The organism is Enterococcus sp. AZ104 (genome assembly GCF_050546705.1).
In the GTDB taxonomy this organism is placed as follows: Bacteria; Bacillota; Bacilli; order Lactobacillales; family Enterococcaceae; genus Enterococcus; species Enterococcus faecalis.
This window is the reverse complement of the sequence record NZ_CP172952.1, coordinates 1,853,110-1,878,331: the sequence shown is the minus strand read 5'-3', so window position 1 is coordinate 1,878,331 and position 25,222 is coordinate 1,853,110. Positions and strand designations below refer to the sequence as shown.

General features: G+C 35.7%; 19 protein-coding genes and 1 riboswitch. Of the genes, 18 read left to right on the top strand and 1 reads right to left on the bottom strand.

Features of this window, described 5'->3' with window-relative positions:
• Window positions 1-173: 173 nt before the first annotated feature.
• The 6 genes from IGJ37_RS08965 to asnS all read left to right on the top strand — a co-directional run bounded on the left by IGJ37_RS08965 (window position 174) and on the right by asnS (window position 9,398).
• A complete protein-coding gene (locus IGJ37_RS08965; RefSeq protein WP_002356790.1) occupies window positions 174-1,631 on the top strand; it encodes an amino acid permease in 1,458 nt (485 codons plus the stop codon).
• A 219-nt stretch (window positions 1,632-1,850) separates the two neighbouring features.
• Window positions 1,851-3,227, top strand: coding sequence for a hypothetical protein (locus IGJ37_RS08960; protein WP_002410802.1), 1,377 nt, complete (start codon window positions 1,851-1,853; stop codon window positions 3,225-3,227).
• Window positions 3,228-3,407: 180 nt separating this feature from the next.
• On the top strand, window positions 3,408-6,197 hold the full coding sequence (locus tag IGJ37_RS08955; RefSeq protein WP_325814884.1) for an ATP-dependent DNA helicase DinG: 2,790 nt from the start codon (window positions 3,408-3,410) through the stop codon (window positions 6,195-6,197).
• Window positions 6,198-6,272: 75 nt separating this feature from the next.
• On the top strand, window positions 6,273-6,791 hold the full coding sequence (locus tag IGJ37_RS08950; RefSeq protein WP_002382785.1) for a DUF5590 domain-containing protein: 519 nt from the start codon (window positions 6,273-6,275) through the stop codon (window positions 6,789-6,791).
• 38 nt (window positions 6,792-6,829) lie between these two features.
• Complete coding sequence (locus tag IGJ37_RS08945) at window positions 6,830-8,029, top strand: pyridoxal phosphate-dependent aminotransferase (RefSeq protein ID WP_002388293.1); 1,200 nt, start codon at window positions 6,830-6,832, stop codon at window positions 8,027-8,029.
• A gap of 16 nt (window positions 8,030-8,045) precedes the next feature.
• Window positions 8,046-9,398, top strand: a complete 1,353-nt coding sequence (gene asnS, locus IGJ37_RS08940) for an asparagine--tRNA ligase (RefSeq protein ID WP_002385776.1) — start codon at window positions 8,046-8,048, stop codon at window positions 9,396-9,398.
• Between the two features lie 46 nt (window positions 9,399-9,444).
• On the opposite strand, the gene IGJ37_RS08935 is transcribed toward asnS, so the two are convergent.
• Window positions 9,445-10,404: a Gfo/Idh/MocA family protein gene (locus IGJ37_RS08935; protein WP_002382786.1), complete on the bottom strand. Its 960-nt coding sequence runs from the start codon at window positions 10,402-10,404 to the stop codon at window positions 9,445-9,447.
• A 166-nt stretch (window positions 10,405-10,570) separates the two neighbouring features.
• Here IGJ37_RS08935 and IGJ37_RS08930 point away from each other — a divergent pair, with 166 nt between their 5' ends.
• The 12 genes from IGJ37_RS08930 to IGJ37_RS08875 all read left to right on the top strand — a co-directional run bounded on the left by IGJ37_RS08930 (window position 10,571) and on the right by IGJ37_RS08875 (window position 25,214).
• Window positions 10,571-11,095 (top strand): hypothetical protein, encoded by a 525-nt coding sequence (locus IGJ37_RS08930; protein ID WP_002382789.1) that lies wholly within the window; start codon window positions 10,571-10,573, stop codon window positions 11,093-11,095.
• 59 nt (window positions 11,096-11,154) lie between these two features.
• A complete protein-coding gene (locus IGJ37_RS08925; RefSeq protein ID WP_002384259.1) occupies window positions 11,155-11,334 on the top strand; it encodes a hypothetical protein in 180 nt (59 codons plus the stop codon).
• 99 nt (window positions 11,335-11,433) lie between these two features.
• The gene (locus tag IGJ37_RS08920) at window positions 11,434-12,075 is read left to right on the top strand and encodes a glycoside hydrolase family 73 protein (RefSeq protein ID WP_002366997.1); all 642 of its coding nucleotides are present in this window, start codon (window positions 11,434-11,436) and stop codon (window positions 12,073-12,075) included.
• 19 nt (window positions 12,076-12,094) lie between these two features.
• Window positions 12,095-12,781, top strand: a complete 687-nt coding sequence (locus IGJ37_RS08915; RefSeq protein WP_156248848.1) for a hydrolase — start codon at window positions 12,095-12,097, stop codon at window positions 12,779-12,781.
• Window positions 12,782-12,927: 146 nt separating this feature from the next.
• A riboswitch (purine riboswitch) is annotated at window positions 12,928-13,025 on the top strand.
• Between the two features lie 154 nt (window positions 13,026-13,179).
• Window positions 13,180-13,761 (top strand): xanthine phosphoribosyltransferase, encoded by a 582-nt coding sequence (locus IGJ37_RS08910; RefSeq protein WP_002356804.1) that lies wholly within the window; start codon window positions 13,180-13,182, stop codon window positions 13,759-13,761.
• 2 nt (window positions 13,762-13,763) lie between these two features.
• Window positions 13,764-15,083 carry a nucleobase:cation symporter-2 family protein gene (locus tag IGJ37_RS08905; RefSeq protein ID WP_002382793.1) on the top strand — a complete coding sequence of 440 codons (1,320 nt, stop codon included), beginning with the start codon at window positions 13,764-13,766 and terminating at the stop codon, window positions 15,081-15,083.
• Between the two features lie 327 nt (window positions 15,084-15,410).
• Window positions 15,411-16,526 (top strand): 5-(carboxyamino)imidazole ribonucleotide synthase, encoded by a 1,116-nt coding sequence (gene purK / locus IGJ37_RS08900; protein ID WP_325814882.1) that lies wholly within the window; start codon window positions 15,411-15,413, stop codon window positions 16,524-16,526.
• A gap of 42 nt (window positions 16,527-16,568) precedes the next feature.
• A complete protein-coding gene (purB, locus tag IGJ37_RS08895; protein WP_002356808.1) occupies window positions 16,569-17,864 on the top strand; it encodes an adenylosuccinate lyase in 1,296 nt (431 codons plus the stop codon).
• Between the two features lie 183 nt (window positions 17,865-18,047).
• Window positions 18,048-18,419: a DoxX family protein gene (locus IGJ37_RS08890; protein ID WP_002359784.1), complete on the top strand. Its 372-nt coding sequence runs from the start codon at window positions 18,048-18,050 to the stop codon at window positions 18,417-18,419.
• Window positions 18,420-18,689: 270 nt separating this feature from the next.
• Window positions 18,690-21,296, top strand: a complete 2,607-nt coding sequence (clpB, locus tag IGJ37_RS08885; protein WP_252671356.1) for an ATP-dependent chaperone ClpB — start codon at window positions 18,690-18,692, stop codon at window positions 21,294-21,296.
• A 1,086-nt stretch (window positions 21,297-22,382) separates the two neighbouring features.
• Complete coding sequence (locus IGJ37_RS08880; protein ID WP_002378530.1) at window positions 22,383-23,666, top strand: GntP family permease; 1,284 nt, start codon at window positions 22,383-22,385, stop codon at window positions 23,664-23,666.
• 234 nt (window positions 23,667-23,900) lie between these two features.
• On the top strand, window positions 23,901-25,214 hold the full coding sequence (locus IGJ37_RS08875) for a phenylacetate--CoA ligase family protein (protein ID WP_002370415.1): 1,314 nt from the start codon (window positions 23,901-23,903) through the stop codon (window positions 25,212-25,214).
• Window positions 25,215-25,222: the final 8 nt, after the last annotated feature.

Here is a 25,222-nt window from a genome sequence, read left to right as displayed (position 1 = left end):
TATTCACCGGCCTTTTTTAGTCATCAAATAAATTAGAAAATCATTGCTAGAAGCGTTTTAATTACTTATTAAAAAGCCATCTTTATTTAATTATGTTGAGCTTGTGCATAAAAAGTAAAATGCTTATGATAAATGAAGAGCTTTATTTTTTTAATAAGAAAGGAATTGGTTATATGGACAAAAAGCAATTACGATGGTTCACCGTCGGGTTAATTGCCTTTAACATGGTCTGGGGTCTTGGAAATGTTGTGAATAATTATGCACAACAAGGGATTTCAGTGGTCACTTCATGGCTTTTGATTTTAGTTTTATATTTTATTCCCTATGCGTTAATCGTAGGACAGTTAGGTTCAACATTTAAAGACAGTAATGGTGGGGTTAGTTCGTGGGTGCAAAATACCAGTACTAAACGTCTAGCCTATTATGCAGCATGGACTTATTGGGTAGTGCACATTCCTTACTTGGCACAAAAACCACAAGCAATTTTAATTGCCTTAGGTTGGGCAGTTCAAGGGAATGGAAACTTAGTCAATACGATGCCAATCGTAACGGTATCATTTATTTCATTAATAATTTTCTTGGTTTTCTTGTTATTATCAACAAAAGGGTTAACCACCTTAAAAGTTATTGGTGGTTTAGCTGGAACCGCCATGTTTGTGATGTCTATTTTATTTATTTTATTAGCGGTAGGCGCACCATTTATTAATTCAACGGTTGAATTTGCGACGCCAAACATGTCACAAGTCAGCACTTACATTCCTAAATTTGACTTTAGTTATTTTACAACCGTATCGATGTTAGTTTTTGCGGTAGGTGGCGCTGAAAAAATTTCTCCTTACGTAAATGCAACTAAAAATCCAGCCAAAGAGTTCCCTAAAGGAATGATTTTCCTAGCGGCAATGGTTGGTTTATCGGCTGTTTTAGGTTCATTTGCAATGGGAATGTTATTCTCAAGTGACAATATTCCTAAAGATTTAATGGCAAATGGTGCCTACAGTGCCTTCCAAAAATTAGGCGCATATTATGGTGTCGGTAATCTCTTAATGATTGTTTATGCTTTGACGAATACAGTGGGTCAAGTGGCTGCGTTAGCCTTTTCAATTGATGCTCCACTGAAAATTCTTTTAGCTGAAGCAGATCCAGAATTTGTTCCAAGTTGGTTACGTAAACGTACGAAAAAAGGTACGTTAATTAATGGTTACTTATTAACAGGTATTTTAGTAAGTATTATTATCGCTTTACCGATGTTTGGGTTGAAGGACATGAACGAAGTGGTTAAATGGCTAACTAACTTAAATTCTGTAGTTATGCCAATGCGTTACTTGTGGGTCTTCTTTGCCTATATGCTTCTAAACAAAGCATACAAACAATTTAATTCAGAATATAAATTTGTTAAAAATCCTAAAATTGGTTTTGTGTTTGGTCTTTGGTGTTTCCTATTTACAGCCTTTGCTTGTATCCTAGGAATGGTGCCTAAATTTGAGTATGCCTCAGACCCTCAAGGCTGGTTGTTCCAATTAGCTTCTAACATTGTGACACCAATCGTCTTAATTCTATTAGGAATGATTTTACCAGCAATTGCACGTCGCGAGAAAAAAGACACGATTTTGCCAATTGATTCAGCAGAATAATTGGTTGCATGTTTCAAGGATAAAATAGTCAGTTTAAGTATTTTGCGTGAGATAAATGGTCAATAGGACTGTTTGTCTCACGTTTTTTTTCTGTCGATTTTTCTCTAAAATTTCTATTGTCTCTTAAAAATATGAGAAAATCAGAAGAATTTCTCCTGTATACTAAAGGTATCTATCATTAAAAAATGGTTATTAACGGAGAAAAAGGAAGTGAACCTCATGACTAAAACACTTGAAACACAACCAGAAGAGAAAACGGTCTTTCTTTGTAAAGAAACGAATCCAGATTTTTTAGGACGAGAAATTTATGCGGATAATGTTGAAACACCGTATAATTTTTACTTAATTCGCAAGCTTTATTTAGCGAAAGAGTACCAAAATTTAGCAGAAGGGGAACAATTTTTTGAGGCTTTATGTGAAAGTTGGGATGAATCAGAACAGTTTGAAGAGTTAATTGTTAAAAAGATTTATGTCTATGTTGAAACGGAGTTAATGTACTACACTGTTTATTTTGGAAGCTTTGAGCCGACCACTCGTGACTTACGATCCGCACTGAAACAATGGATGTATGAAATACCGACAACTAAAAATAAAAAAATAGTCCGTATGAATGAAACCAATGTGCAAGTAGTGCCGCAAGAAAATCAATTAACGGAATTAGCTGGTGAAATTGCTGTCTTACGTGAAATGTTGACACTTTTAAAAGAAAATTTAGCCTCCTTAAATGAAGCCGTTAATCAAACGAGAAATCCCGTCATTTCTAGACAAATAAAAACGATCCATTTGAAAAGAGCTTCTCCTGTGATAGCCGCAGAACAGGCATCGCTGAAAGTATCAGAGGATACTAATCTGGAACAACCAGACGTCAATCTCTCGCCTGATAATCGGGAAAATCAAGAAGGTGAAACAACTGTAGCAACAAGTGAAGCAGTGCTTCCCGTTAACAAACTAGTGCTTGAAGAACCAGCGAAAGAACCAGTGTTATCTGAACCAGCGCCAATTAAAGAAGCGCTGCCAGAAAAAAAACAAGAAAACCAGCAGAGTACCGCGGCAAAACCTTTATTTACTTTTCCACAAGAAACAGAAAAAAGCTCGCTAAATTCAGTGGATAAGTCTGCCGAAAAAGAAGAGGAGCAGAAGCCAGAAAAAGAAGCTGTCTCTATGGAAAGTGAGAAAGAAAATTCATCAAGTCGGACAATTCCTGCGGACTTTCAACGACAATTGGACGAACTAGAAGAGGAAATTTATCGTCGCTTTATGAGTCGCCAGTTAGAGGATACTGATGGAAATCAAGCAGTACCGAAAATAACGATTGAAAAAAGACAGTTAGAAGCACAAATGTTTGAAGCAAAAGCATTCTCACAATCATTTAAACAAGTTCAAAAGAAAAAGGCAGGAGACGTGCGAATTTGCAATCAGTTAAGTTGTATGAAATTAGAAAAAGGATTAGATAAATTTTTAGACGAAGTTACAGAATATGTTGAAAAGCGGACACTATTTAATAAAAAGGTTCGTTGTCCGCTACCAGTAATCAGAGAATTGGAAGGCTATGGGCAATTAAACCAGTATATGCAGAAAATCCTTGACTGTTATTAATCGTTTATTTAGGAGAAGGTAAGACAAAACCGTTCAGTTTATCAGCTTTTAAGCCTGAAACAAAAATCACTTTGGATTTTTGTTTCAGGCTCTTTCTTATTATTTCTGGAAAAGATTTCAAGAGAATTTTTGAAATACTAGTGAAAATCCTATAAATTGTAGTATAATTTTCAAAGATGAATGAAAGGCGTGAAGTCATTGAAAGACAAACAAGTGTATGCAGTAGTTGACCTTGAAACGACTGGAACAGATCCTACAAGTGATCGGATCATTCAGTTTGGATGCGTTCTCGTTCAAGATGGAAAGATTATTGCGAACTTTGCGACAGATGTGAATCCCAATCAAGTAGTACCAAAACAAATTCAAAGTTTAACGGGGATTAGTAATACGCAAGTTCAAAAAGCGCCTTATTTTGAAGATGTAGCACATACAATTTATCATTATCTGGAAGATACTATTTTTGTGGCGCATAACGTCCACTTTGATTATAATTTTTTAGCTCGTGAACTGGTACGGTGTGGCACGCCGCCACTTACTATTCCAGCCATTGATACAGTGGAATTGGCACAGATTTTTTTACCGACAGAAAAAAGTTTCCGTTTAAGTGATTTGTCGGAAAGCTTAGGTTTGTCTCATGAGAATCCCCATCAAGCAGATAGTGATGCGCAGGTTACAGCCGAACTTTTGTTATTAATTCAAGAAAAAATGAAATCTTTACCATTAGTCACTATGGAAAAAATTGCGGAATTAAGTCAACAGACAGCGCGGGAAACCAGTACTTTTATTCAACAAACGTATGAACAAATGAAAAAACAAGTCACACCATTAAATCCAGCTTATCAAGTGGTCAGTGGCATTGCTTTACGCAAAAAAGAAGTTCCTCTTTTTGAAGAAACGTTCTATCAGACTAGCACGTATCCCAAAACTAAAAAAGCCAAAGAAAAACTGTTTGGCGAACGTTTCGCTTATCGTGCGGAACAGAGTCGGATGATGAATTTAGTCTATGATCATTTTACAGAAGGAACGACAAAAGATTTATTTATTGAAGCAGCGACTGGAACGGGAAAAACATTAGGCTATCTGTTGCCGATGAGCTATTTAGCAACGCCAGAAAAACCAGTCATCATTTCAACAGTTTCGATTGTTTTACAAAATCAATTAGTGGAAAAAGATTTACCATTAGCCAATCAAATCTGCCAAGGGAAATTACGAGGCATTGTTATTAAAAGCCATCGACACTATCTTGATTTACAACGCTTTAAGGCAACGTTGAATCAGCCAACTCCGCAAAAACAATACGCTCTTTACCAAATGGGCGTTCTCGTCTGGTTGCTAGAAACAGAAACGGGCGATTTAGATGAACTACAATTGACGAATTTAAATCATTTATTCTGGAGAGAAGTTACACATCGCGGATTGGATTTTCTTTCAAAAAAAGATGAACTTTATGAAGTTGACTTTTTAAGACATCTGTATAAAAAAGTCGCTCAAAGTAACGTGTTGATTGTTAATCATGCATTTTTGGCGCAAGAGTCGCTAAGAAAACAACCGTTATTACCTGAAAGTCCGTGGCTAATTATTGATGAAGCACATCATTTACCAGACATCGCTAGTCGGATGGCAAGCGAACGAGTAAACAGTGTGATACTAAAAAAACAAGTCACGCATTTTATTGAAAAAGAACAACTTTTTGTTGCTTTACAGCAAATTTTTCAACAGTTTTCTGAAGAGCAGCGGTTTGTAAAAATTTATCAGCAAGGTTTACTGGATTTTGTGGATGAATGGCAAGATTTTCTTTTTGAATTGCATCGTTTATTTAGTAAAACGCAGAAGCGGATAGACCATCAGGAGTTACTTTTAACCAAAGAACGTATTGATTATTTATCTGCTGCGGGAGAAAAACATAGTCAAACGCTCCAGCTTTTACTGCAGGAGCTGTTGACTATTCAAAGTAAGTTACAGCAAACAATTATGAGTCAGTTGGAAACCTTTAGTTTGGCTGATCGCATCGTTTTTGTTCGCTTGTTTCAATTTTTTGATGAAATTGAACGTATTCACCACTGTTTTACCATTTATCTTGATGATTGGCGTCCACGTTGGGTAAAAGAATATTTACCACAAAATGAAGACCATGGCTTGATTGAAATTCATGACTTAGAAGCTAGTTTGCTTCCTGAAACAAAGTGGTATCCGCGGTATGAACGAATTATTTATACAAGCGGCACATTGAAGTTTGGCAACAATAAAAAGTATTTACCGCAACGGTTAGGTTTAACAGAGGTGACGTTCAAAACCCTGCCAACGCCATATAACTATGCAGAAAATGCGCGAGTCTATGTACCGGAAGAAGCAGTAGCCATTCAAAATGCCTCTTTCTATGAAATGGGTCAATATATTTCAGATACCATTGAAAAATTGATGGCGCAAGAGGAACGTTCGATGTTGGTTCTTTTTACTTCGCATGAATTATTGTCCACCGTGTATCATCAAGTCCAGCAAAGATTATTGGAAAAAGGACAAGAGGTCCTCGCCCAAGGGATTAGCGGCAGTCGTGAAAAAATTCTTAAACGGTTCTCTAATGGAAAACCAAATGTCTTGCTAGGAGCTGATAGCTTTTGGGAAGGTGTGGACTTACCAGGAACAGCTTTACAGTTATTGATAGTCACGCGTTTGCCTTTTGAAAACCCGAAACGACCACTTGTGCAAGCAAAATATGCGTATTTAGAAGCAGAAGGGATACAACCATTTGCTCAAGAAGCGGTACCGAAAGCAGCCTTACGTTTGCGACAAGCACTGGGCCGTTTAATCCGTTCTGAAGAAGACAGAGGGGCATTGCTGATTCTGGATCGTCGTTTAGTCACTGCAAAATATGGCAAACGATTAATCAAAGCGTTTCCCAAGGGACTCTCAGTAAAAGAAGCGCCCATGCCTGAAATTTTAGAAGAATTAAAGGAATTTTTAAACAAATAATTGATTATTTTTAGGTCATATTTGTGAAAGGCCGCTATTTTTCTGCTATAATAAGACCCAGTAAGTTTAGAGAGGATGGAAGGATTTTTGGAGGAATTAGAAGAAAAGAAAGAGAAGAAACGGATTACTGTCCTTTTAACCCTATTGGCAATCCTTTTAGCAATTCTTGTAACAATAATTATCTTTTTTGTACGAACCAATCAACCAATGGCTCAAGCCAAAAAAGAAGCAACCGCAATTGCCAAAACTTCTGCTAATTTAGAAACAGTTGATAAATTTTACTGGTTTACACGCAAAAATACGTATTTTACTTTAACCGGCAAAAATGATAAAGGCACAGAGATTGTCGTGATTGTCCCTAAATCGGGAGAAAAAGTCACGGTCTTAAATCAAAAAGATGGTCAAACTGAACAACAAATAACAGACATTGTTGCTAAAGCCCATCCCGATGAATCGGTGATGAAAGCTACGTTAGGGCTTTATGATAAGCGCCCTGCATGGGAAGTGGTCACCGAAAATGATCAAGGAGTACTAACATATTATCTTATGAGCTTTGATAAAGGCGAAGAGATCAACGTTGTCAAAGATATTTAATTTAGATAGGTTTTGATGAAAGTGGGAGTGAAAGGTGTATGAACGTATCAAATCGAGCACAGCAATTGACTCCTTCTGTTACATTAGCAGCTGCCGCCAAGGCGAAAGCATTAAAAGCAAAAGGTGTAGATGTTTTAAGCTTAACGGTTGGGGAACCAGATTTTGTAACCCCGAAAAATATTCAAAAAGCAGCAATTGCTTCAATTGAGGATGGAAGAGCAAGTTATTACACACCTTCTGGCGGCATTCCTGAATTAAAGCAAGCAATTGTCTCTTATGTGGAACGAGAATATCAACTTCGTTATCAACCCAAGCAAGTTATTGTGACAGATGGTGCCAAATATGCGCTGTATCTATTATTTCAAGCCATTTTGAACGTTGGGGACGAAGTGATTATCCCTGTCCCTTATTGGGTAAGTTATGGTGAACAAGTCAAATTAGCAGAAGGCAAGCCAGTATTTGTATCAAGCACGCAAGAGCAATCATTTAAAGTGTCAGTCGCACAATTAGAAGCTGTACGAACGGACAAAACAAAAGCAATCATTTTAAATTCACCATCTAACCCAACTGGTATTATTTATACGGAAGAAGAATTACGCCAAATTGGTGAATGGGCAGTTGCTCATAATATCCTCATTATTGCAGATGATATTTATGGTCGTTTGGTGTACAATGGACATCGGTTCACACCAATTGCAACCATCTCAGAAGCAATTCGTCAACAGACAATCATTATTAATGGTGTTTCCAAAACATATGCAATGACAGGCTGGCGCATTGGTTTTGCAGTCGGTGATGAAAAAATTATTCAAGCAATGACACAACTCGCTTCACAATCCACCAGTAATCCAGTCGCAGTTAGCCAATATGCGGCAATTGAGGCTTTAACAGGTGAACAGTCGACAGTTGAAGACATGCGTCAGGCCTTTGAAAAACGCCTGAATCATATCTATCCAAAAGTAGCAGCTTTGCCAGGTGTTTCGCTAATAAAACCTGAAGGCGCCTTTTATCTATTCCCGAATGTCAAAAAAACGTTAGAAATTTGTGGGTATGATAACGTGACTAACTGGGTGGAAGATTTATTACAAGAAGCGCATGTTGCTCTGGTAACGGGAGAGGGCTTTGGTGCACCAGAACATGTGCGGATGAGCTATGCGACAGATTTAATGACGTTAGAAAAAGCGATTGAGCGAATGAATGACTTTATAGAAAAGAAACGAATTCAGCACAACGCCTAAAAGAATAAACTAAGAAATGAACGGAGAGACAAACGTGGAACAAATTCAAATTATTGATTCAAACAAACATGTTGGAGAAACAGTAAAAATTGGCGCTTGGATTGCTAACAAACGCTCAAGCGGAAAAATTGCCTTTTTACAATTACGTGACGGGACAGCCTTTTTCCAAGGTGTCGTGTTCAAACCAAACTTCATTGAAGCCTTTGGTGAAGAAGCTGGTACAGAAAAATTCCAACAAATTAAACACTTATCACAAGAAACAGCAGTCATGGTTACTGGTGTTATCAAAGAAGATAGCCGTTCTAAGTTCGGCTATGAAATGGATATCACTGATTTAGAAGTCGTTGGCGCTTCAGAAGATTACCCAATTACGCCGAAAGAACACGGCACAGATTTCTTAATGGATCATCGTCATTTATGGTTACGTTCAAGCAAACAGCATGCGATCATGTTAGTTCGTAACGAAATTATTCGTGCTACTTACGAGTTCTTTAACGAACAAGGATTCATTAAAATTGATAGCCCAATTTTAACAGGCTCAGCACCAGAAGGCACAACAGAATTATTTGAAACAGATTACTTCGGACAACCAGCATTCTTATCACAAACAGGTCAATTATATGCAGAAGCTGGTGCGATGGCATTTGGAAAAGTCTTTACTTTTGGACCAACCTTCCGTGCGGAAAAATCCAAAACTCGTCGTCACTTAACGGAATTCTGGATGATTGAACCAGAAATGGCATACACAACTCATGAAGAATCACTAGATATTCAAGAAGCCTATGTAAAACATTTAATTAAATCGGTATTGAAAAATCAACAATATCCATTGGATGTTTTAGAACGTGATACAGCGTTACTAGAGAAATATGTTTCGGAACCATTCAAACGTATTACTTACGATGATGCGATTGAGTTATTACAAAAAGAAGAAGCAAACAATGATTATGATCACATTGAATGGGGCGAAGACTTTGGTAGCCCACATGAAACCTTTATTTCAAATTACTATGGCGTTCCAACATTCATTTTAAATTATCCAAAAGCAATTAAAGCCTTCTATATGAAACCACATCCAACACGTGAAGATGTTGTAATTTGTGCCGATTTAATTGCACCAGAAGGTTATGGTGAAATTATCGGTGGTTCCGAGCGTGCAACTGATTATGATTATTTGAAAGAAAAAGTTGCTGAGTTTGGCTTATCTGAAGAAGAATATAGCTGGTATTTAGATTTACGTAAATACGGTTCTGTTCCACATTCTGGCTTCGGATTAGGTTTAGAACGTGCTGTTACGTTCATTACTGGTAATGAACACATTCGTGAAGCGATTCCGTTCCCACGTATGTTAAACCGTATTTATCCATAGAGAACAAATAAAAAAGAGAACTTCGGCAAAAGCCGAAGTTCTTTTTTTAATTCTGCCATAATTTTTGCATCTGGTCCAAAATATCAATGACTTCTGTCGTGAAAAATAAGGAGCGGTTGGGTTGTGTACCTTTGATTGCTTCAACCATATTGTAGATTTCATAATTCATGGCTTCAGCTGAGTACCCAGAAACGATGGTCTCAACCGTACCGTCATTGTAGTGAACGATTGCTTCATCTGCACGTGGATAATCTGTAATGGTAATATAGGCATCTTCAAAAGCAACAATTCCTTGCTTTGGCATTTTTGCTTGGAATGTTAATGAAATAGTAGCCAACTCATTTTCTTTATTCCGAAGCAATGTCACCGATTGTTCATCAACGCCAGTAGAGAAGGGGACCATGCTAGAAGCTAAAACGTCTGGCTGTGAGCTGAGAAACCAACGAGCAAACGAAACCGCATAAGTACCAATATCTAACAATGCGCCGCCTGCTAAGTCAGGATTAAAAAAGCGATTTTTAGGATCGGGTTCTTTGTAACTTCCAAATGGTGCTTGAATCATTTTTAACTGACCAAATTTGCCAGCATCCATCAAGCGACGTAATTCGTCGTATAGTGGCATGTTAAAAATAGTCATGGCTTCTGCTAAAATAAGGTCATTTTTTTCTGCAACTGCCAAGGCTTGTTTTAATTCTGCCGCGTTCATCGTAATAGCTTTTTCACACAACACATGTTTTCCGGCCTGGAGCGCTTTTAAAATGTGTTCAGCATGTTGTTTATTTGGCACTGCTATATAGACAACATCGATTGTTTCATCTGCTAGCAATTCTTCATAAGAACCATAGGCTTTAGGGATTGAATAATCAGCGGCAAATTGTTCTGCTTTAGACAATGTCCGTGAAGCAACAGCTGCAAGTTGGCTAGTTTCTTGTTTAAACGTTGAAGCAAATTCGTGGGCAATCCCACCTAATCCTACGATGCCCCATTGATATAATTTTTTTGTCAAAAGAAGTCCTCCTAATCTATGCAATTTCTTCAAATCTTCTTCATTATTTATTATACTGTAAACAAGAGAAATTAGAAAACAAGGACAATTTTGTAAATATGATAAAATCCAGAGATAAAAAGATGCTTTTTTTAGAGAATTTCAGTAAAATAGAAAATGGAGGCGAATGATTATGCATCAAGTTTATGTAGATATTATTGTTGACGCAATTATTGAACAGTACCAAACAGAAGAAAATTTTTACTCCGCTTATCAAATTCAAGCAGCCGATTGGCAAGCTTGGAAAGAAGGCCAATTTGGTTTGGACAATGAAGTCATGCAAAAAATTAAAAATTTGTTTACGGATTATGAGTGGATGCTGACTCAAAAAATACTCCGCCAAACCATCTTATTTCCGGAAAAACGTAACCTAGCTGTTTCGGAATATAAACGGTTAAAAACAACAATTGCCAAAAAATGGTTACAATCTGATTTGGGCGTTGTAGAATTGATTCCTAACAATAAACAGGAACAAGAAATTGCTGCTGGTTATATTGATTTGAAAGTGACGCTGGCCTATGGCGAATGGGGTTTTGATGACATTATTACATTCCGGTTACCAGCTACGATTCAACGACAATTGGAAGGTTCAAAAGTTGAATTATTAGATTGGGTCAATGAAAATCTGATGGATACTTACGTAGGTGAATAACGAATAGGAAGGATGGTCTTTTGAAATACACAATTGCTGGGATTTTATCTGTGATTATTATGTTTGGTGCGGTAATTTTTGTCTTTTTTGGCAAAAAGCCAGTTGAAGAATCTGTTCACACATCAACTGAAACAACAGTGAAATCATCCACTAAAATTTCTGAAAGTAGTACAGTTTCTTCAACTGCTACCACTGAATCAAGTACTGAAATCACGAGCGTAAGCAGTGATGAAAGTTGATAATTTTCTGTGAAAATGATACAATTATTCGGTTATAGTAACAAATGAAATCAATCACGAAAGTGAAAGATAGTGAAACATTTTATCGGAAAATAAAAGATGAAGTGGGGAATTAATGAAGTGAGCAACTATCAGAAAAAAAGAAAAAAGCAGCTGAATTTGCCAAAGTTATTCTTAGGCGTAGTTGTCGTCGGTTTGGCCTTTGTCTTTTCGTTATCTGTCCTTTCTGATTCAGATAAGGGACAAAGCGAGTCAGTCAATCGCCAAAATGAAAACATCTCAAAAGAAGAATTTGTTGCTGAAATCACACCGTATGCACGTGAATTACAAGAATCTTACGGGGTATTACCAAGTATTATTATGGGGCAAGCAGTTTTAGAATCAAATTTTGGACAAAGTCAATTAGCATCGAAATATAACAATCTTTTTGGGATTAAAGCATATGGGAATCAACCAAAAGTCAATTTAGAAACAAAAGAGTATGTCAATGAGGTCTGGATTACGATTCAGGGTGATTTTCGAGTTTATGACAATTGGGAAGAATCCATGCGAGATCATACCAAGTTATTTGTTGATGGGGTCGATTGGGATCCAAATTTATATGAAAAAGTCTTGTTAGCCAAAAATTATAAAGAGGCTGCACAAGCGCTTCAAGATGCTGGATACGCAACGGATCCTACATACGCTGATAAGATCATTCATGTAATTGAAGAATACAATTTAAATAAATACGACCGTTAAGCATGGAGGAATGATGACAATGAGCGAAAAGTGGATTCCAGAAATTATGACGCCGCTGAAACAAGATATTGTAAAAATGCCAGAGATTATTCGGCAAGCCAGTGGCATTAAAATTTTTGGCCGTAAAATAAAATCAATTATTTTTACGACAGATATTGCGATTATCCGCAATACGGATGCACAGGCAGTGATTGCTGTATATCCTTTTACACCGCATCCAGCGATTACAAAAGGCATTATTGAAGCAGCGGATATTCCTGTCTTTTCAGGAGTCGGCGGCGGTTTAACGCAAGGCATGCGTTCTGCTTATATGAGTTTATTTGCAGAAGCACAAGGCTCAATGGGTGTCGTTTTGAATGGTCCTACACCAATTGAAACAATTAAAATGGTGGATGAAGCAATCGATATTCCTATTATCAGCACAGTAACTTCTATTCATACACCAATTGATGAAAAACTTGCGGCTGGCGTGGATATGATTAATATCAGTGCAGGAAAAGACACTGCAGCCACCGTACGCTATTTCCGTGGCAAGTATTCAGAATTACCGATTATTGCAACAGGAGGACCAACTGAATCGAGTATTCATGAAACCATTATCGCTGGAGCGAATGCTATTACATATACGCCCCCTAGTAACGGTGAATTATTCAGCAAAAAAATGAAAAAATATCGTGAACAAGAAAAAGCAACCGATGAAGAATAAAAAACGCTTTGGCAGGATAGACTGCCAAAGCGTTTTTAGCTATTTAATGTTCGCTTTTACGGAACAATGGAAGAATGAACCAATTATTTGAAAATTCTAATGAAAAAAAGTTGTTAAACCATTGAAAGTTAGAGATTTTTGTACTATCCTAGAGAAACATAGAAGCTTGTATAAGGTCAAAATACGGTTGACCGTCTCTACCCAGCACCGTAAATGCTGGTCTATAAGTGAAGAAGAGCGGATAGCCCTTTTTTGCTTTGGCAAAATGGGCTTTTTTCTTTTGTTAGAACACGAATATAAATAGCACTTTGTTTTATTTCGTTCGTTTTTAACGAACCGTCCTTTCCTCAGGATGAGAACAAAGCATCTATCGAAAAATAAGTAAAGGAGTTCATATTGTGAAGGAATTAGTCGAACGTATTAAAAATGATGGCCGTGTATTAGGTGAAGGTGTTTTAAAAGTAGATAGTTTTATTACGCACCAAGTGGATCCAGAATTAATGGAGGCTATGGGTAATCGTTTTGCTGAGGTTTTCGCAGAAGCAGGCATTACCAAAGTAATTACAATTGAAGCATCAGGAATCGCTCCTGCCTTATACGCAGCGCAAAAATTAGGCGTGCCAATGATCTTTGCTCGTAAGGCAAAAAGTTTAACCATGGATGAAGAGCTTTTAACGGCTTCAGTTTATTCATTTACAAAACAAGTGACAAGTCAAATTTCCATTTCAAGAAAATTTTTATCTGATGCTGATAAAGTGTTGATTATTGATGACTTTTTAGCTAACGGACAAGCTGCCAAAGGATTGGTAGAATTATGCCAACAGGCTGGTGCAAAGGTTGAAGGAATTGGTATCGTAATTGAAAAATCATTCCAAGATGGTCGTCAGTTATTAGAAGACATGGGCTTAAATGTAGTCTCTTTAGCACGTATTGCTTCATTAAGTGAAGGAACGGTGACGTTTTTAGAGGAGGATGCATAATCTTGGAAACAAAACAATTGAATACACCACAACAGACGGAAACACCAAATGGGAAAGCCGCCGTTTTAGGATTGCAACATTTATTAGCGATGTATGCTGGAGCAGTTGCCGTACCTTTATTAATCGGAACCGGCTTGAATTTTGATTCGCAACAAATGACGTATTTGATTTCAATCGATATTTTTATGTGCGGCGTTGCGACACTTTTACAATTAACGGTGAATAAGTTTTTTGGGATTGGCTTGCCAGTCGTTTTAGGTTGTGCCATTCAAGCAGTTGCGCCTTTAATCATGATTGGTACGAACAAAGGGGTTGGTGCAATTTACGGTTCAATTATTGCTTCGGGCATTTTTGTCGTTCTTATTGCAGGATTTTTCTCAAAAATTAAACGTCTATTTCCGCCTTTAGTCACCGGCACAGTCATTACAGTTATTGGTTTGACCTTAATTCCTGTTGCTGTTGAAAAAATGGGTGGCGGCTTAGCAACGGACAAAAGTTTTGGTGATCCTAAAAACTTGCTCCTCGCATTTGTAACAATTGCCTTAATCATTGTTGTGCAAGTTTGGGGACGTGGCTTTATCAAGTCAATTGCCGTGTTAATCGGCCTAGTCGGTGGCACAATTTTAGCTGCGTTTCTGGGATTAGTGGATTTGTCTCCTGTTGGTCAAGCTACGTGGTTTCATTTTCCACAGCCATTTTATTTTGGCAAACCAACGTTTGATCTTTCTTCTATTGTGTTGATGATTATTATTTCAATTGTTAGTATGGTTGAATCAACAGGTGTTTATTTTGCCTTAGGAGATATTACAGGGAAGAAAATTGGCGAAGATGATTTACGTCGTGGGTATCATGCAGAAGGTTTAGCCGTCATTTTAGGGGGGATTTTTAATACGTTTCCTTATACAGGTTTCTCTCAAAATGTCGGGTTAGTTCAATTATCTGGGATCAAAACACGTCGACCAATTTATTTTTCTGCTTTTTTCTTAATTATTTTAGGCTTATTACCAAAAATTGGTGCGATGGCCCAAATTATCCCAGAGCCGGTTTTAGGCGGCGGAATGCTGGTTATGTTTGGAATGGTGGCTGTCCAAGGAATGCGCATGTTGTCAAAAGTTGACTACTCAAATGACAAAAATTTATTAATTATTGCCATCTCGATTGGCTTTGGTTTAGGCTTTAATATTATGCCGACGCTCTTTAATAAAGTACCAGAAACTGTTAGCATGTTTACTGGTAATGGAATTGTCATGAGCAGCATTACCGCAATTATTTTAAATCTTTTATTCAATGGTTTAAAAGAAACCTCAGAAAGTAACGAATAGTTTCAAAAAAGTATGATAGATAAGGTCAGGTGGCTTTTCTTTCATACTTTTTTGACCTCATCATCGTTTAGAAAAATTTAATGTTTTCATCAATTTGAAGAGAAAAAGAGAAAAAAGCTTGGTTACAAAGAGACGAGTAGTAAGTTACCGCTGTTTTATCCTAAAGTATGTTAATAAATTCTGATGAGAAAACCTAATGGAAACACTGCTGGCACTTGAAGTTGAGCCTTTTTCCTTGTATCATGTAAAAAGAGCACTCTTAAAGGCTAGACTGCGACGAGAAACCGCAGAAGGATTTTAAGGATAAAACTGTGATGGAAAGTTGTGATGAACTTGGATAAACCACTATTACCTGGTCAAGTGATTGGTATCATTGGTGGCGGACATTTAGCAAAAATGATGGCCCTTAGTGCAAGAGAAATGGGGTTTCGAGTGGGTGTGCTAGATCCACAAATTGATTGTCCTGCTGCACAAGTTGCCGATTGGCAATTATTAGGAGCATATAATGATCCTGAAGCGTTAGAGAAATTGGCAAAACGTGCCCAAGTGATTACGTATGAATTTGAACATGCAGATGTTGATGCGTTAACAGCGATTCAACATTTGGCGAATATACCGCAAGGAACAGACATTTTAGCGATTACGCAAGATCGCTTAATGGAAAAAAGTTTCTTGGAAGATAATAATATTGTGATTGCACCTTATGCAACGATTGTTAGTCCGACTGATATTCAAGAAGCAATTGATGGCATTGGTTATCCGTGTATCTTGAAGAATACGCGAGGGGAAGGTCGTTATGTACTACATAGTACTTCAGACTTAGCGCCATCCATGAATCTTCTGAGAGAAGGAACCTGTGTCTTGGAAGCTTGGATTCCTTACGAAAAAGAATTATCTGTTCTGATTTCTGGTAATGGTCGTGGCGAATTTGCGACATTTCCAGTTGTGGAAACAATTAAAAAAGAGCGTAAGCTACATGAAACGATTGCACCAGCCCGAATTGATGACGAAGTCAGTGGTGAGTTGCAACGAATTGCTAAGATGATTGCTAAAGCAGTTGGTTTAGTCGGCACCCTTTCAATTGAAATGTTTTATACAGAAACAGGCGGGATTTATGTAAATAAAATTTTACCTCGTCCAGAAGATGCTGGGAATTTTTCAATAGATGCTTGTTCTTTTAGTCAATATGATACGCATATTCGTGGTTTATGTAATTGGCCAATGCCAACGATTCAACTGTTGTCTGAAGCAGTCACGGTCAATGTGCTTGGAAATGAAGCCTATGAAACGATGGACATTATTAATGAACATCCAGATTGGCATTTCCACTATTATGGCCACAGTGAAGCAAAAGCGCAACGAGCGATGGGGCATATTACTATATTAACCAAAGAAATCGATGAAACACTTGAAGAAATTAAAGAAACAAAGATTTGGTCGTAATTATTTTTCAAAAATTGAGGAGTAAAGAGGAGATAAGGCACAATGATTGATCGTTATACAAGACCCGAAATGGGCGCAATTTGGACAGATGAGAACCGCTACAAGGCATGGCTAGAAGTTGAAATTTTGGCGGATGAAGCTTGGGCAGAACTTGGCGAAATTCCTAAAGAAGATGTACAAAAAATCCGAGAAAATGCATCATTTGATGTTGCACGTATTTTAGAAATTGAAGCAGAAACACGTCATGATGTTGTCGCTTTTACCCGTGCCGTTTCAGAAACGCTTGGTGAAGAGCGAAAATGGGTGCACTATGGGTTAACCAGCACAGATGTTGTGGATACTGCCTATGGTTATCTATTGAAACAGGCGAATGATATTTTACGGAAAGATTTACAAACATTTACGGAGATTGTCGGAGCCAAAGCCAAAGAGTATAAACATACGGTCATGATGGGAAGAACGCATGGTGTTCATGCAGAACCGACTACATTTGGTTTGAAATTAGCGTTGTGGTATTCTGAAATGAAACGCAACATTGAACGTTTTGAACATGCAGCCAAAGGTGTCGAAGCAGGTAAAATCAGTGGAGCCGTAGGTACCTTTGCCAATATTTCACCATTTGTTGAAGAATATGTTTGCGAACATTTGGGGATCCGTGCTCAAGAGATTTCGACACAAGTTTTACCACGTGATTTACATGCAGAATATGTTTCTGCCATGGCATTAATTGCGACAAGTATTGAAAAATTTGCAACAGAAATTCGTGGTCTACAAAAATCAGAAACACGTGAAGTAGAAGAATTTTTTGCAAAAGGACAAAAAGGATCTTCGGCAATGCCGCATAAACGGAATCCAATTGGTTCTGAAAATATGACTGGTTTGGCACGTGTGATTCGTGGTCATGTCATTACTGCCTTTGAAAATGTGAGTTTATGGCATGAACGAGATATTTCTCACTCGTCTGCTGAACGGATTATTATTCCCGATACAACGATTTTGCTAAATTACATGTTGAATCGTTTTGGTAATATTGTCAAAAACTTAACGGTCTTCCCAGAAAATATGAAACGTAACATGGATGCGACCTATGGACTAATTTACAGCCAACGTGTCTTGTTAAAATTGATTGACCATGGCATGACACGTGAAGAAGCGTATGATCTGGTCCAACCAAAAACAGCTTACGCATGGGATCATCAAACGGCGTTCCGTCCGTTGCTAGATGCGGATGAAAAAATTACTTCTGTCTTATCAAAAGAAGAGCTAGATGATGCCTTTGATTACCATTATCATTTAAAAAATGTTGACACGATTTTTGAACGTGTTGGTTTAGGATAAAAAGAAAGCGAGAAGAAGGATGATTCTTCTCGCTTTTCTCTTATAATGTTATAAAATGAAGGATTAAAAAACAAACGTATTGTTAAATACGTTTGTTTTTTTCTATACTTTTTTCGATTTATCCTTTATAATGTAACTTAAATAGTTACATTAACTATTTAATGCAAACAAAGGAGGAGAAGTATGGATAAACAACAGCGAGGCATTCAAGTGATTAGAATTTGGCTAGGGGTGACGATGCTAATTCATGGAGTGATGAAAGTAACGTCATTGGAAGATACTTTAGCGTTTTTTGCTAGTATTGGTTTGCCAAGTCTTTTTGTTTATGGTGTAGCAGCAATTGAATTAATTGGTGGATTATTTATGATTATTGGCTTTTTAATTCCTTTGGTATCAGTAGGATTCATAGCAGTTTTAGTCGGAGCTATTTTTTCTTTTGGCTTGGCAAGTGGTTTTAGTGGTTATGAGTACGAATTATTTTTAGCGATAACCAGTTTGGCTATTTTGGTTAGCTATGCCGATAAAAAGTATCTTACGTTAAAACTTTATTTTTAATAAATCAAAGCAATAAAGAGTTGGTCAAACTAGTTGTGATTGCGAAAAAAGCCCTAAAACAGTGATATTTAGTTGTTTTAGGTTTTTTTTATCAAAAAGGTCAAAAAAGGTCAATTTATTCATTGACCTTTACTGACCAATGAGGTATAATAAATCTATAAGGTTTACGAATACCTTAACTTTTGAAGAAATCCATCAAAAGTCGGATAATAATAATTGTAAAGAATGTTAAAATAAAAAAGACAAAACAATAAACGGGAGGGATCGTTTATGAATATTGAAAAAATGACAACCACGCTACAAGAGGCGATTGCTGAAGCTCAAAAAGTTGCGGTGACACGTCAACATCAAGAAATTGATATCGCACATTTATGGAAAATTTTTCTTCAACCAAACCATTTTGGACGTAATTTTTACACAGATGCTGGTTTAGATGTTGACGCATTTGAACGAGAAGTAGATAACGCGTTAGATGAATATCCAAGTGTGGCAGGCGGTAATGTGCAATATGGTCAAAATTTAAGTCAAAATTTGTTCCATTTATTGCAAGAAGCTGATTCACTTCGAGAAGAATTCCAAGATGAATTTTTATCAACCGAAATTGTACTTTTAGCTTTAATGAAATTGAAAAATTATCGTTTAACAAAATATTTAATGCAACAAGGCATTACGGAAAAAGAGTTAAGAAAAAATATTGAAGAGATGAGAGGAGGAGATCGTGTGACTTCTCAAAACCAGGAAGAACAATATAAAGCACTAGAAAAATACGGTGTTGACTTAGTACAACAAGTAAAAGCAGGAAAACAAGATCCAATCATTGGTCGTGACGAAGAAATTCGTGACGTTATTCGGATTTTATCAAGAAAAACTAAAAATAATCCAGTCTTAATTGGTGAACCAGGTGTTGGTAAAACAGCGATTGTTGAAGGATTAGCACAACGAATCGTTCGTAAAGATGTTCCCGAAAACTTAAAAGATAAAACCATTTTTTCTTTAGATATGGGCGCCTTAATTGCGGGAGCAAAATTCCGTGGCGAATTTGAAGAACGGTTAAAAGCTGTTTTAAAAGAAGTGAAAAAAAGTGATGGCAAAATCATTTTATTCATTGATGAAATTCATAATATCGTCGGAGCTGGTAAAACAGAAGGCAGTATGGACGCCGGAAATTTATTAAAACCGATGCTAGCACGTGGTGAATTGCATTTAATCGGTGCCACAACGCTTGATGAATATCGCCAATATATGGAAAAAGATAAAGCCTTAGAACGTCGTTTCCAAAAAGTATTAGTCAAAGAACCAACAGTAGAAGATACAATTTCTATTTTGCGTGGCTTAAAAGAACGATTTGAAATTCACCACGGCGTGAATATTCATGACAATGCTTTAGTTGCTGCCGCTACTTTATCCGATCGCTATATTACTGATCGTTTCTTACCAGATAAAGCGATTGACTTAGTCGATGAAGCAAGCGCAACGATTCGAGTGGAAATGAATTCGATGCCAACAGAGCTCGATCAAGTAACACGTCGGTTAATGCAACTAGAAATTGAAGAAGCGGCCTTGAAAAAAGAATCAGATGCTGCAAGTAAAAAACGGTTAGCCAACTTGCAAGAAGAATTAGCAGATTTGCGTGAAGAAGCCAACTCAATGAAAATGCAATGGGAAACGGAAAAAGAAGAAGTTAATGCGGTTTCCAACAAACGTGCAGAGATTGATAAAGCAAAACACGAATTAGAAGATGCTGAAAATAATTATGATTTAGAACGAGCTGCTGTTTTGCGTCATGGAACAATTCCACAATTAGAACATGAATTGAAAGAATTGGAAGAAAAGAACGCTAAAGATAACGTCAAAATGGTACAAGAATCGGTTACTGAAAACGAAATTGCGCAAGTGGTCGGTCGTTTAACTGGCATTCCTGTGACAAAATTAGTTGAAGGCGAACGAGAAAAATTAATGAAACTGAATGAAACATTACACAAACGTGTGATTGGTCAAGATGAAGCCGTCGATGCTGTTAGTGATGCGGTAATTCGTTCAAGAGCAGGATTACAAGATCCAAATCGCCCACTCGGTTCGTTCCTTTTCTTAGGACCAACTGGTGTTGGTAAAACAGAACTTGCTAAAGCCTTAGCTGAAGATTTGTTTGATTCTGAAGATCATATGGTACGGATTGACATGAGTGAATACATGGAAAAACATGCCGTGTCTCGTTTGGTTGGTGCCCCTCCAGGCTATGTTGGTTATGAAGAAGGTGGCCAGTTAACGGAAGCTGTTCGTCGAAACCCTTATACAATTGTCTTATTAGACGAAATTGAAAAAGCGCACCCAGATGTCTTTAATATCTTATTACAAGTTTTAGATGATGGTCGTTTGACAGATTCTAAAGGTCGAGTCGTTGATTTTAAAAATACGGTTTTAATTATGACAAGTAACATCGGCTCTCAGCTTTTATTGGAAGGTGTGACACCTGAAGGAACAATTCCAGAAGAAGTTGAAAATCAAGTCATGAATATTCTAAAAGGACACTTTAAACCAGAGTTCTTAAACAGAATTGATGATACCATTTTATTCACACCATTGAGCTTGGATAATGTGAAAGGAATCATTGGTAAAATGACCGCACAACTTGCTCATCGTTTAGAGCAACAAGAAATTGTGTTGGAAATCACTGATGAAGCTAAAACATGGATTGCTGAAAATGGGTATGAGCCAGCTTATGGAGCTCGTCCGTTAAAACGTTTCATTACTCGCGAAGTCGAAACACCATTAGCAAAAGAAATTGTTTCTGGTCGAGTAATGCCAAAAACAAAAGTCACGATTAGTCTATTAGACAATCAATTAGTTTTTGAAAATGAACCAATAGAAGAAGTATAAAAATAATTTTTAAATAGAAATTCATGCTAATGGATTTGGTGGATACAACAAGTTAAAAAATATAGAGAAAGTGCGCTTCCTAAGAAAAGGGGGTGCGCTTTTTTGAGCGTTGTGAAATAAAAACTAGAATTAGACGATTATTACTTAAGGAAGAAGTATATTCATTAAAAAACTTCAGGTTTTCTTGAAACCAAAGCAGAAGTTTGATTTCAATTTTTAAAAGGGAATGCAGATGAGGTGGATATTAGAAAGACTTTCTACGTATTGAACACTTTAAAAGTTGGTTACTATTAGTTTTTTCAAATAAAGAAGATAATGAGTGTTTAAAAAAGGAAGTAGTTATTTTTTCAATACCAACATGGGAGATATAAGGTAATCAAAATAGCAAAAGTATTGAAATAAAGAGATATTGTATTCAGTAGCAAATGACTCTGACTTTAATAAAAAGTATAAAGAAATTTTTAATAGAGCAGATTTTTATGCTCTATTTTTTGTTGCTTTTAATACAATGCAATTGGCCGTTACCTACCAAGTTCTACTTTTATCAGAATGTGAAATATCATCTAATTTTGTAGTAAAAAGTTGTCCATAAATAATTGGCAAATTATTTCTTAATGGTGTATCTTGCTATTGAGATAAAAAGCTAGCCTATTCCACTTTTCTGGGACAGAATAATATTGGCTTTTCCGTTTTCTCAAGAACATCTTTATTAAACTTTAAAAAATATTGACATATCTTTTTATCTAAATAGTGAGAAATACCTACGCTGTTTCGATGTTTGTGAACAATGTTTATTTGTAAGTAAAAGCTATAATGTAAAAAAACAATTATTTGAGGACTATTATTTTACGTTAAATTGAAGGATTGAAAAAGGTATAAGTTGGTTTTGCGTAGACTAGGGGAATCTATATATCAATCACAATAACGCATTTTTTATTATTTATTAGTGAAAAAAACTATCTTTTAGATAAATCATAAACAAATTTTTGATTTGCTTAATTTTATAATTAGAATAGAAAATATATTGACTATTATAGAAACAATGGTTAAAATTAAATTAAGATTATAAATGGATAGGATTTTAAGGTGGAATTGATAGGTATTTTATTATCTTTGTCTTTTTTAGTTTTAATGAGTTTTAAAAGAGTGAATATAGTTGTAGGAACAATAGTTTCTAGTTTTATTGTTATTTTTACCAATAAAATGGATATAGAGATTGCATTTTTTGGAGAAACTAATTCTTATATAGCCGGAATAAAAGAGTTTGTAGGGAATTATATAATTCTTTTTCTGTTAAGTTCTATACTATCAAGTTATTTTTTAGAATCAGGTGCATCTGAATGCATCGCAGAAAAAATCATTTCAAAGATAGGTGTGAAAAATAGATTTTCTATGTTAATTGTTTTATACAGTATAAGTGCTTTGCTAACATATGCGGGGATTAACATCTTTGTAGTATTTTTTATTCTAATACCAATGAGTTTTCAATTATTTAAAAAAGTGAATATTCCTTGGGAAATGGTAACATTACCTATTTTTCTTGGTGGGGCAACATTCACAATGACTATGTTACCAGGAAGTCCATCAATCCAGAATAATATTCCAATAAAATATTTAGGAACTTCTGTTTTTTCAGCTCCAGGTATAGGCTTAATAAGCTCAATAGTTTGTGTACTTTTTTCTATTTTCTTTATGAGTAGGGAACTTAAGAAACAAAAAAATAATAACTATGTGTATCCAAAAGTCTTTGAAAAATCAAATAATCAATTAAAAAAAATAAGTCTTTTTGCTTCGATCATACCTGTAATAATTTTATTTTCAACTATAAGTCTATTTGGGATATTTTCAGATGTAAACGGAGTATATCCAGCAATGGTTTTATCAATAATATATTTTATGATAGTTCATAGGGATATGGATGCGCTGAACAGAGGAGTGATGAATGCTTTTGCACCGTTAATCTATACAGCTTCGTCTATGGGATTTGGCAATGTAATAGCTGAATCAGATATTTTCAAAAATTTTTTTCAACTACTTTCGAATAATAGTAATTCCATTGTGAGTTTAAATCTCATATCAATTTTTTTTGGTGGGATGACGGCTTCTTCTTCAAGTAGTATTGCAATTATAATGGAGAACTTTAGTTCATATTATTTAGATTCTGGTATTCCTAAGGAAGTTATTCATAGAATAGGCGTTATGTCATCAGCTGTTTTAGCAAATATGCCATACTGTGGTATCGTATCTGCCGTATTCAAAATGTCTGAAATAGATTATAAAAGAGGATTTAGGTATGTATTTTTAGGATTCACAATTGCTCATATTTTTTCATTAATAATTGCTAATATACTTGTATATTTTTTTTATTGAAATAAAAAAAATTTGCTTAGTTAGTAGTAACATCTGTTAACAATTTAAAATTATTTAACATTACATATGCAGAAATTTTTGAGAAAAATCCTTGAAAGATACTATTAAAATATAATAATTATACTTCGTATAATTGATTTTGAAAGAGAAAATATGAGGGAAGTTAACATTATCATATTCTGTAAGAATATTAATAAATGGTTTTTAAATCTGAATAAAAAAGGAGAGGATTTTATGAAAAAAGCATATTTTAAAGCTGAGGATAATACAAATGAAATAGCATTCCCTACGACTTTATCATATTTTGAAAGATTGGAGAAAGAAGACAAAAACTTTGAACATAATACTTCTGAAGAAATGCTAGAATATCAAAAAATGGCATTGAATAATGTTTTAGATTTTGCAAGAAAGAACAATAAATTTTATAGAGAAAGAAATCAAAATCTAAGCTTTTCTGAATTAAACAAAATACCTCTATTATTAAAAAAAGATATTCGAGGCAAAAAAGACTTAATTAAATGTGTTTCTAATGAAAAGATTGGTCAATTACATCTTACTTCTGGTACAACAGGTAAACCAACATATATAGCATATACTTTAGCAGACCAATATATTTATGATCTTTTACCGCAGTATAATGAACTCTTTCCGTTTGAGGCTAGAGATATAGTTGGTGTCGCTTTACCTTATGAATTTGCTTTACCTGCATTGGGATTTCAGCGGCTCTTTCAATTTGTTTTTGGTTCTATGGTATTATCACTAGGAAAAGGTGGGTATATGGCACCAGTGGAAAAAGCCTTAGAGTTGCTAAAAGAATATCAACCAACAGTGATTACAACAACTCCTTCTTATGCTGCCTTATTATATGATGAAGCCATAAGATTAGGCTTTAATCCTAAGGAATTTCAAATAAAAAGATTTATTTTGACTGGAGAAGGTTGCTCATTTACATATAGAAAGCAATTAGAAGAAAGATGGAATTGTAAAATGACTTTCTTCTATGGATCAACTGAAATAGGCTTAATTGCAAAAGAATGTATTAAACAAAATGGTTACCATATTTGTGAAGGGCATGTGTTTGTAGAAATTTTAGGAGCTAATGGTGAGCCTGTACCAAACGGAGAAATGGGAAATATAGTTGTTTCAACTTTATTAAGAGAAGGAATGCCTATGATAAGGTACAATACTGAAGATATAGGGATTATTACCGAAGAAACGTGTGAATGTGGTTGTAGAATGAAAAAATTATTTCTTTTTGGAAGAGAAAGTGATCAAATTTGTTTGAAAGAGGGAAATTTTCCACCATTAGTATTGGAAAATGTATTACTAAAAAGTAATTATATAACGTTATGGTATCAGTTTGTTATAGAAAATCAAAAGTTAACAATAAGATGTGAAAAATTATTTCCGAATATATCTGAAAATGAAATAACTATGGAATTAAAGAAATTATTCAAAGACAATTTTGATATTACCTGTGAGATAGAAATCACAGATAATATTCCTAAGCATAAAGGGAAAAATCAACGAGTATTTTACAAAAAATAGGGAGAGAT

Excerpts from the sequence above, each read along its gene's own strand:
- IGJ37_RS08945 (WP_002388293.1), top strand. The coding sequence starts at position 6,830 with ATGAACGTATCAAATCGAGCACAGCAATTGACTCCTTCTGTTACATTA.
- IGJ37_RS08925 (WP_002384259.1), top strand. The coding sequence starts at position 11,155 with ATGTTTGGTGCGGTAATTTTTGTCTTTTTTGGCAAAAAGCCAGTTGAA.
- IGJ37_RS08920 (WP_002366997.1), top strand. The coding sequence starts at position 11,434 with ATGAAGTGGGGAATTAATGAAGTGAGCAACTATCAGAAAAAAAGAAAA.
- asnS (WP_002385776.1), top strand. The coding sequence starts at position 8,046 with ATGAACGGAGAGACAAACGTGGAACAAATTCAAATTATTGATTCAAAC.
- IGJ37_RS08965 (WP_002356790.1), top strand. The coding sequence starts at position 174 with ATGGACAAAAAGCAATTACGATGGTTCACCGTCGGGTTAATTGCCTTT.
- IGJ37_RS08950 (WP_002382785.1), top strand. The coding sequence starts at position 6,273 with ATGGAAGGATTTTTGGAGGAATTAGAAGAAAAGAAAGAGAAGAAACGG.
- IGJ37_RS08890 (WP_002359784.1), top strand. The coding sequence starts at position 18,048 with ATGGATAAACAACAGCGAGGCATTCAAGTGATTAGAATTTGGCTAGGG.
- clpB (WP_252671356.1), top strand. The coding sequence starts at position 18,690 with ATGAATATTGAAAAAATGACAACCACGCTACAAGAGGCGATTGCTGAA.
- IGJ37_RS08875 (WP_002370415.1), top strand. The coding sequence starts at position 23,901 with ATGAAAAAAGCATATTTTAAAGCTGAGGATAATACAAATGAAATAGCA.
- purB (WP_002356808.1), top strand. The coding sequence starts at position 16,569 with ATGATTGATCGTTATACAAGACCCGAAATGGGCGCAATTTGGACAGAT.
- purK (WP_325814882.1), top strand. The coding sequence starts at position 15,411 with ATGAACTTGGATAAACCACTATTACCTGGTCAAGTGATTGGTATCATT.
- IGJ37_RS08915 (WP_156248848.1), top strand. The coding sequence starts at position 12,095 with ATGAGCGAAAAGTGGATTCCAGAAATTATGACGCCGCTGAAACAAGAT.
- IGJ37_RS08955 (WP_325814884.1), top strand. The coding sequence starts at position 3,408 with ATGAAAGGCGTGAAGTCATTGAAAGACAAACAAGTGTATGCAGTAGTT.
- IGJ37_RS08960 (WP_002410802.1), top strand. The coding sequence starts at position 1,851 with ATGACTAAAACACTTGAAACACAACCAGAAGAGAAAACGGTCTTTCTT.
- IGJ37_RS08930 (WP_002382789.1), top strand. The coding sequence starts at position 10,571 with ATGATTATGCATCAAGTTTATGTAGATATTATTGTTGACGCAATTATT.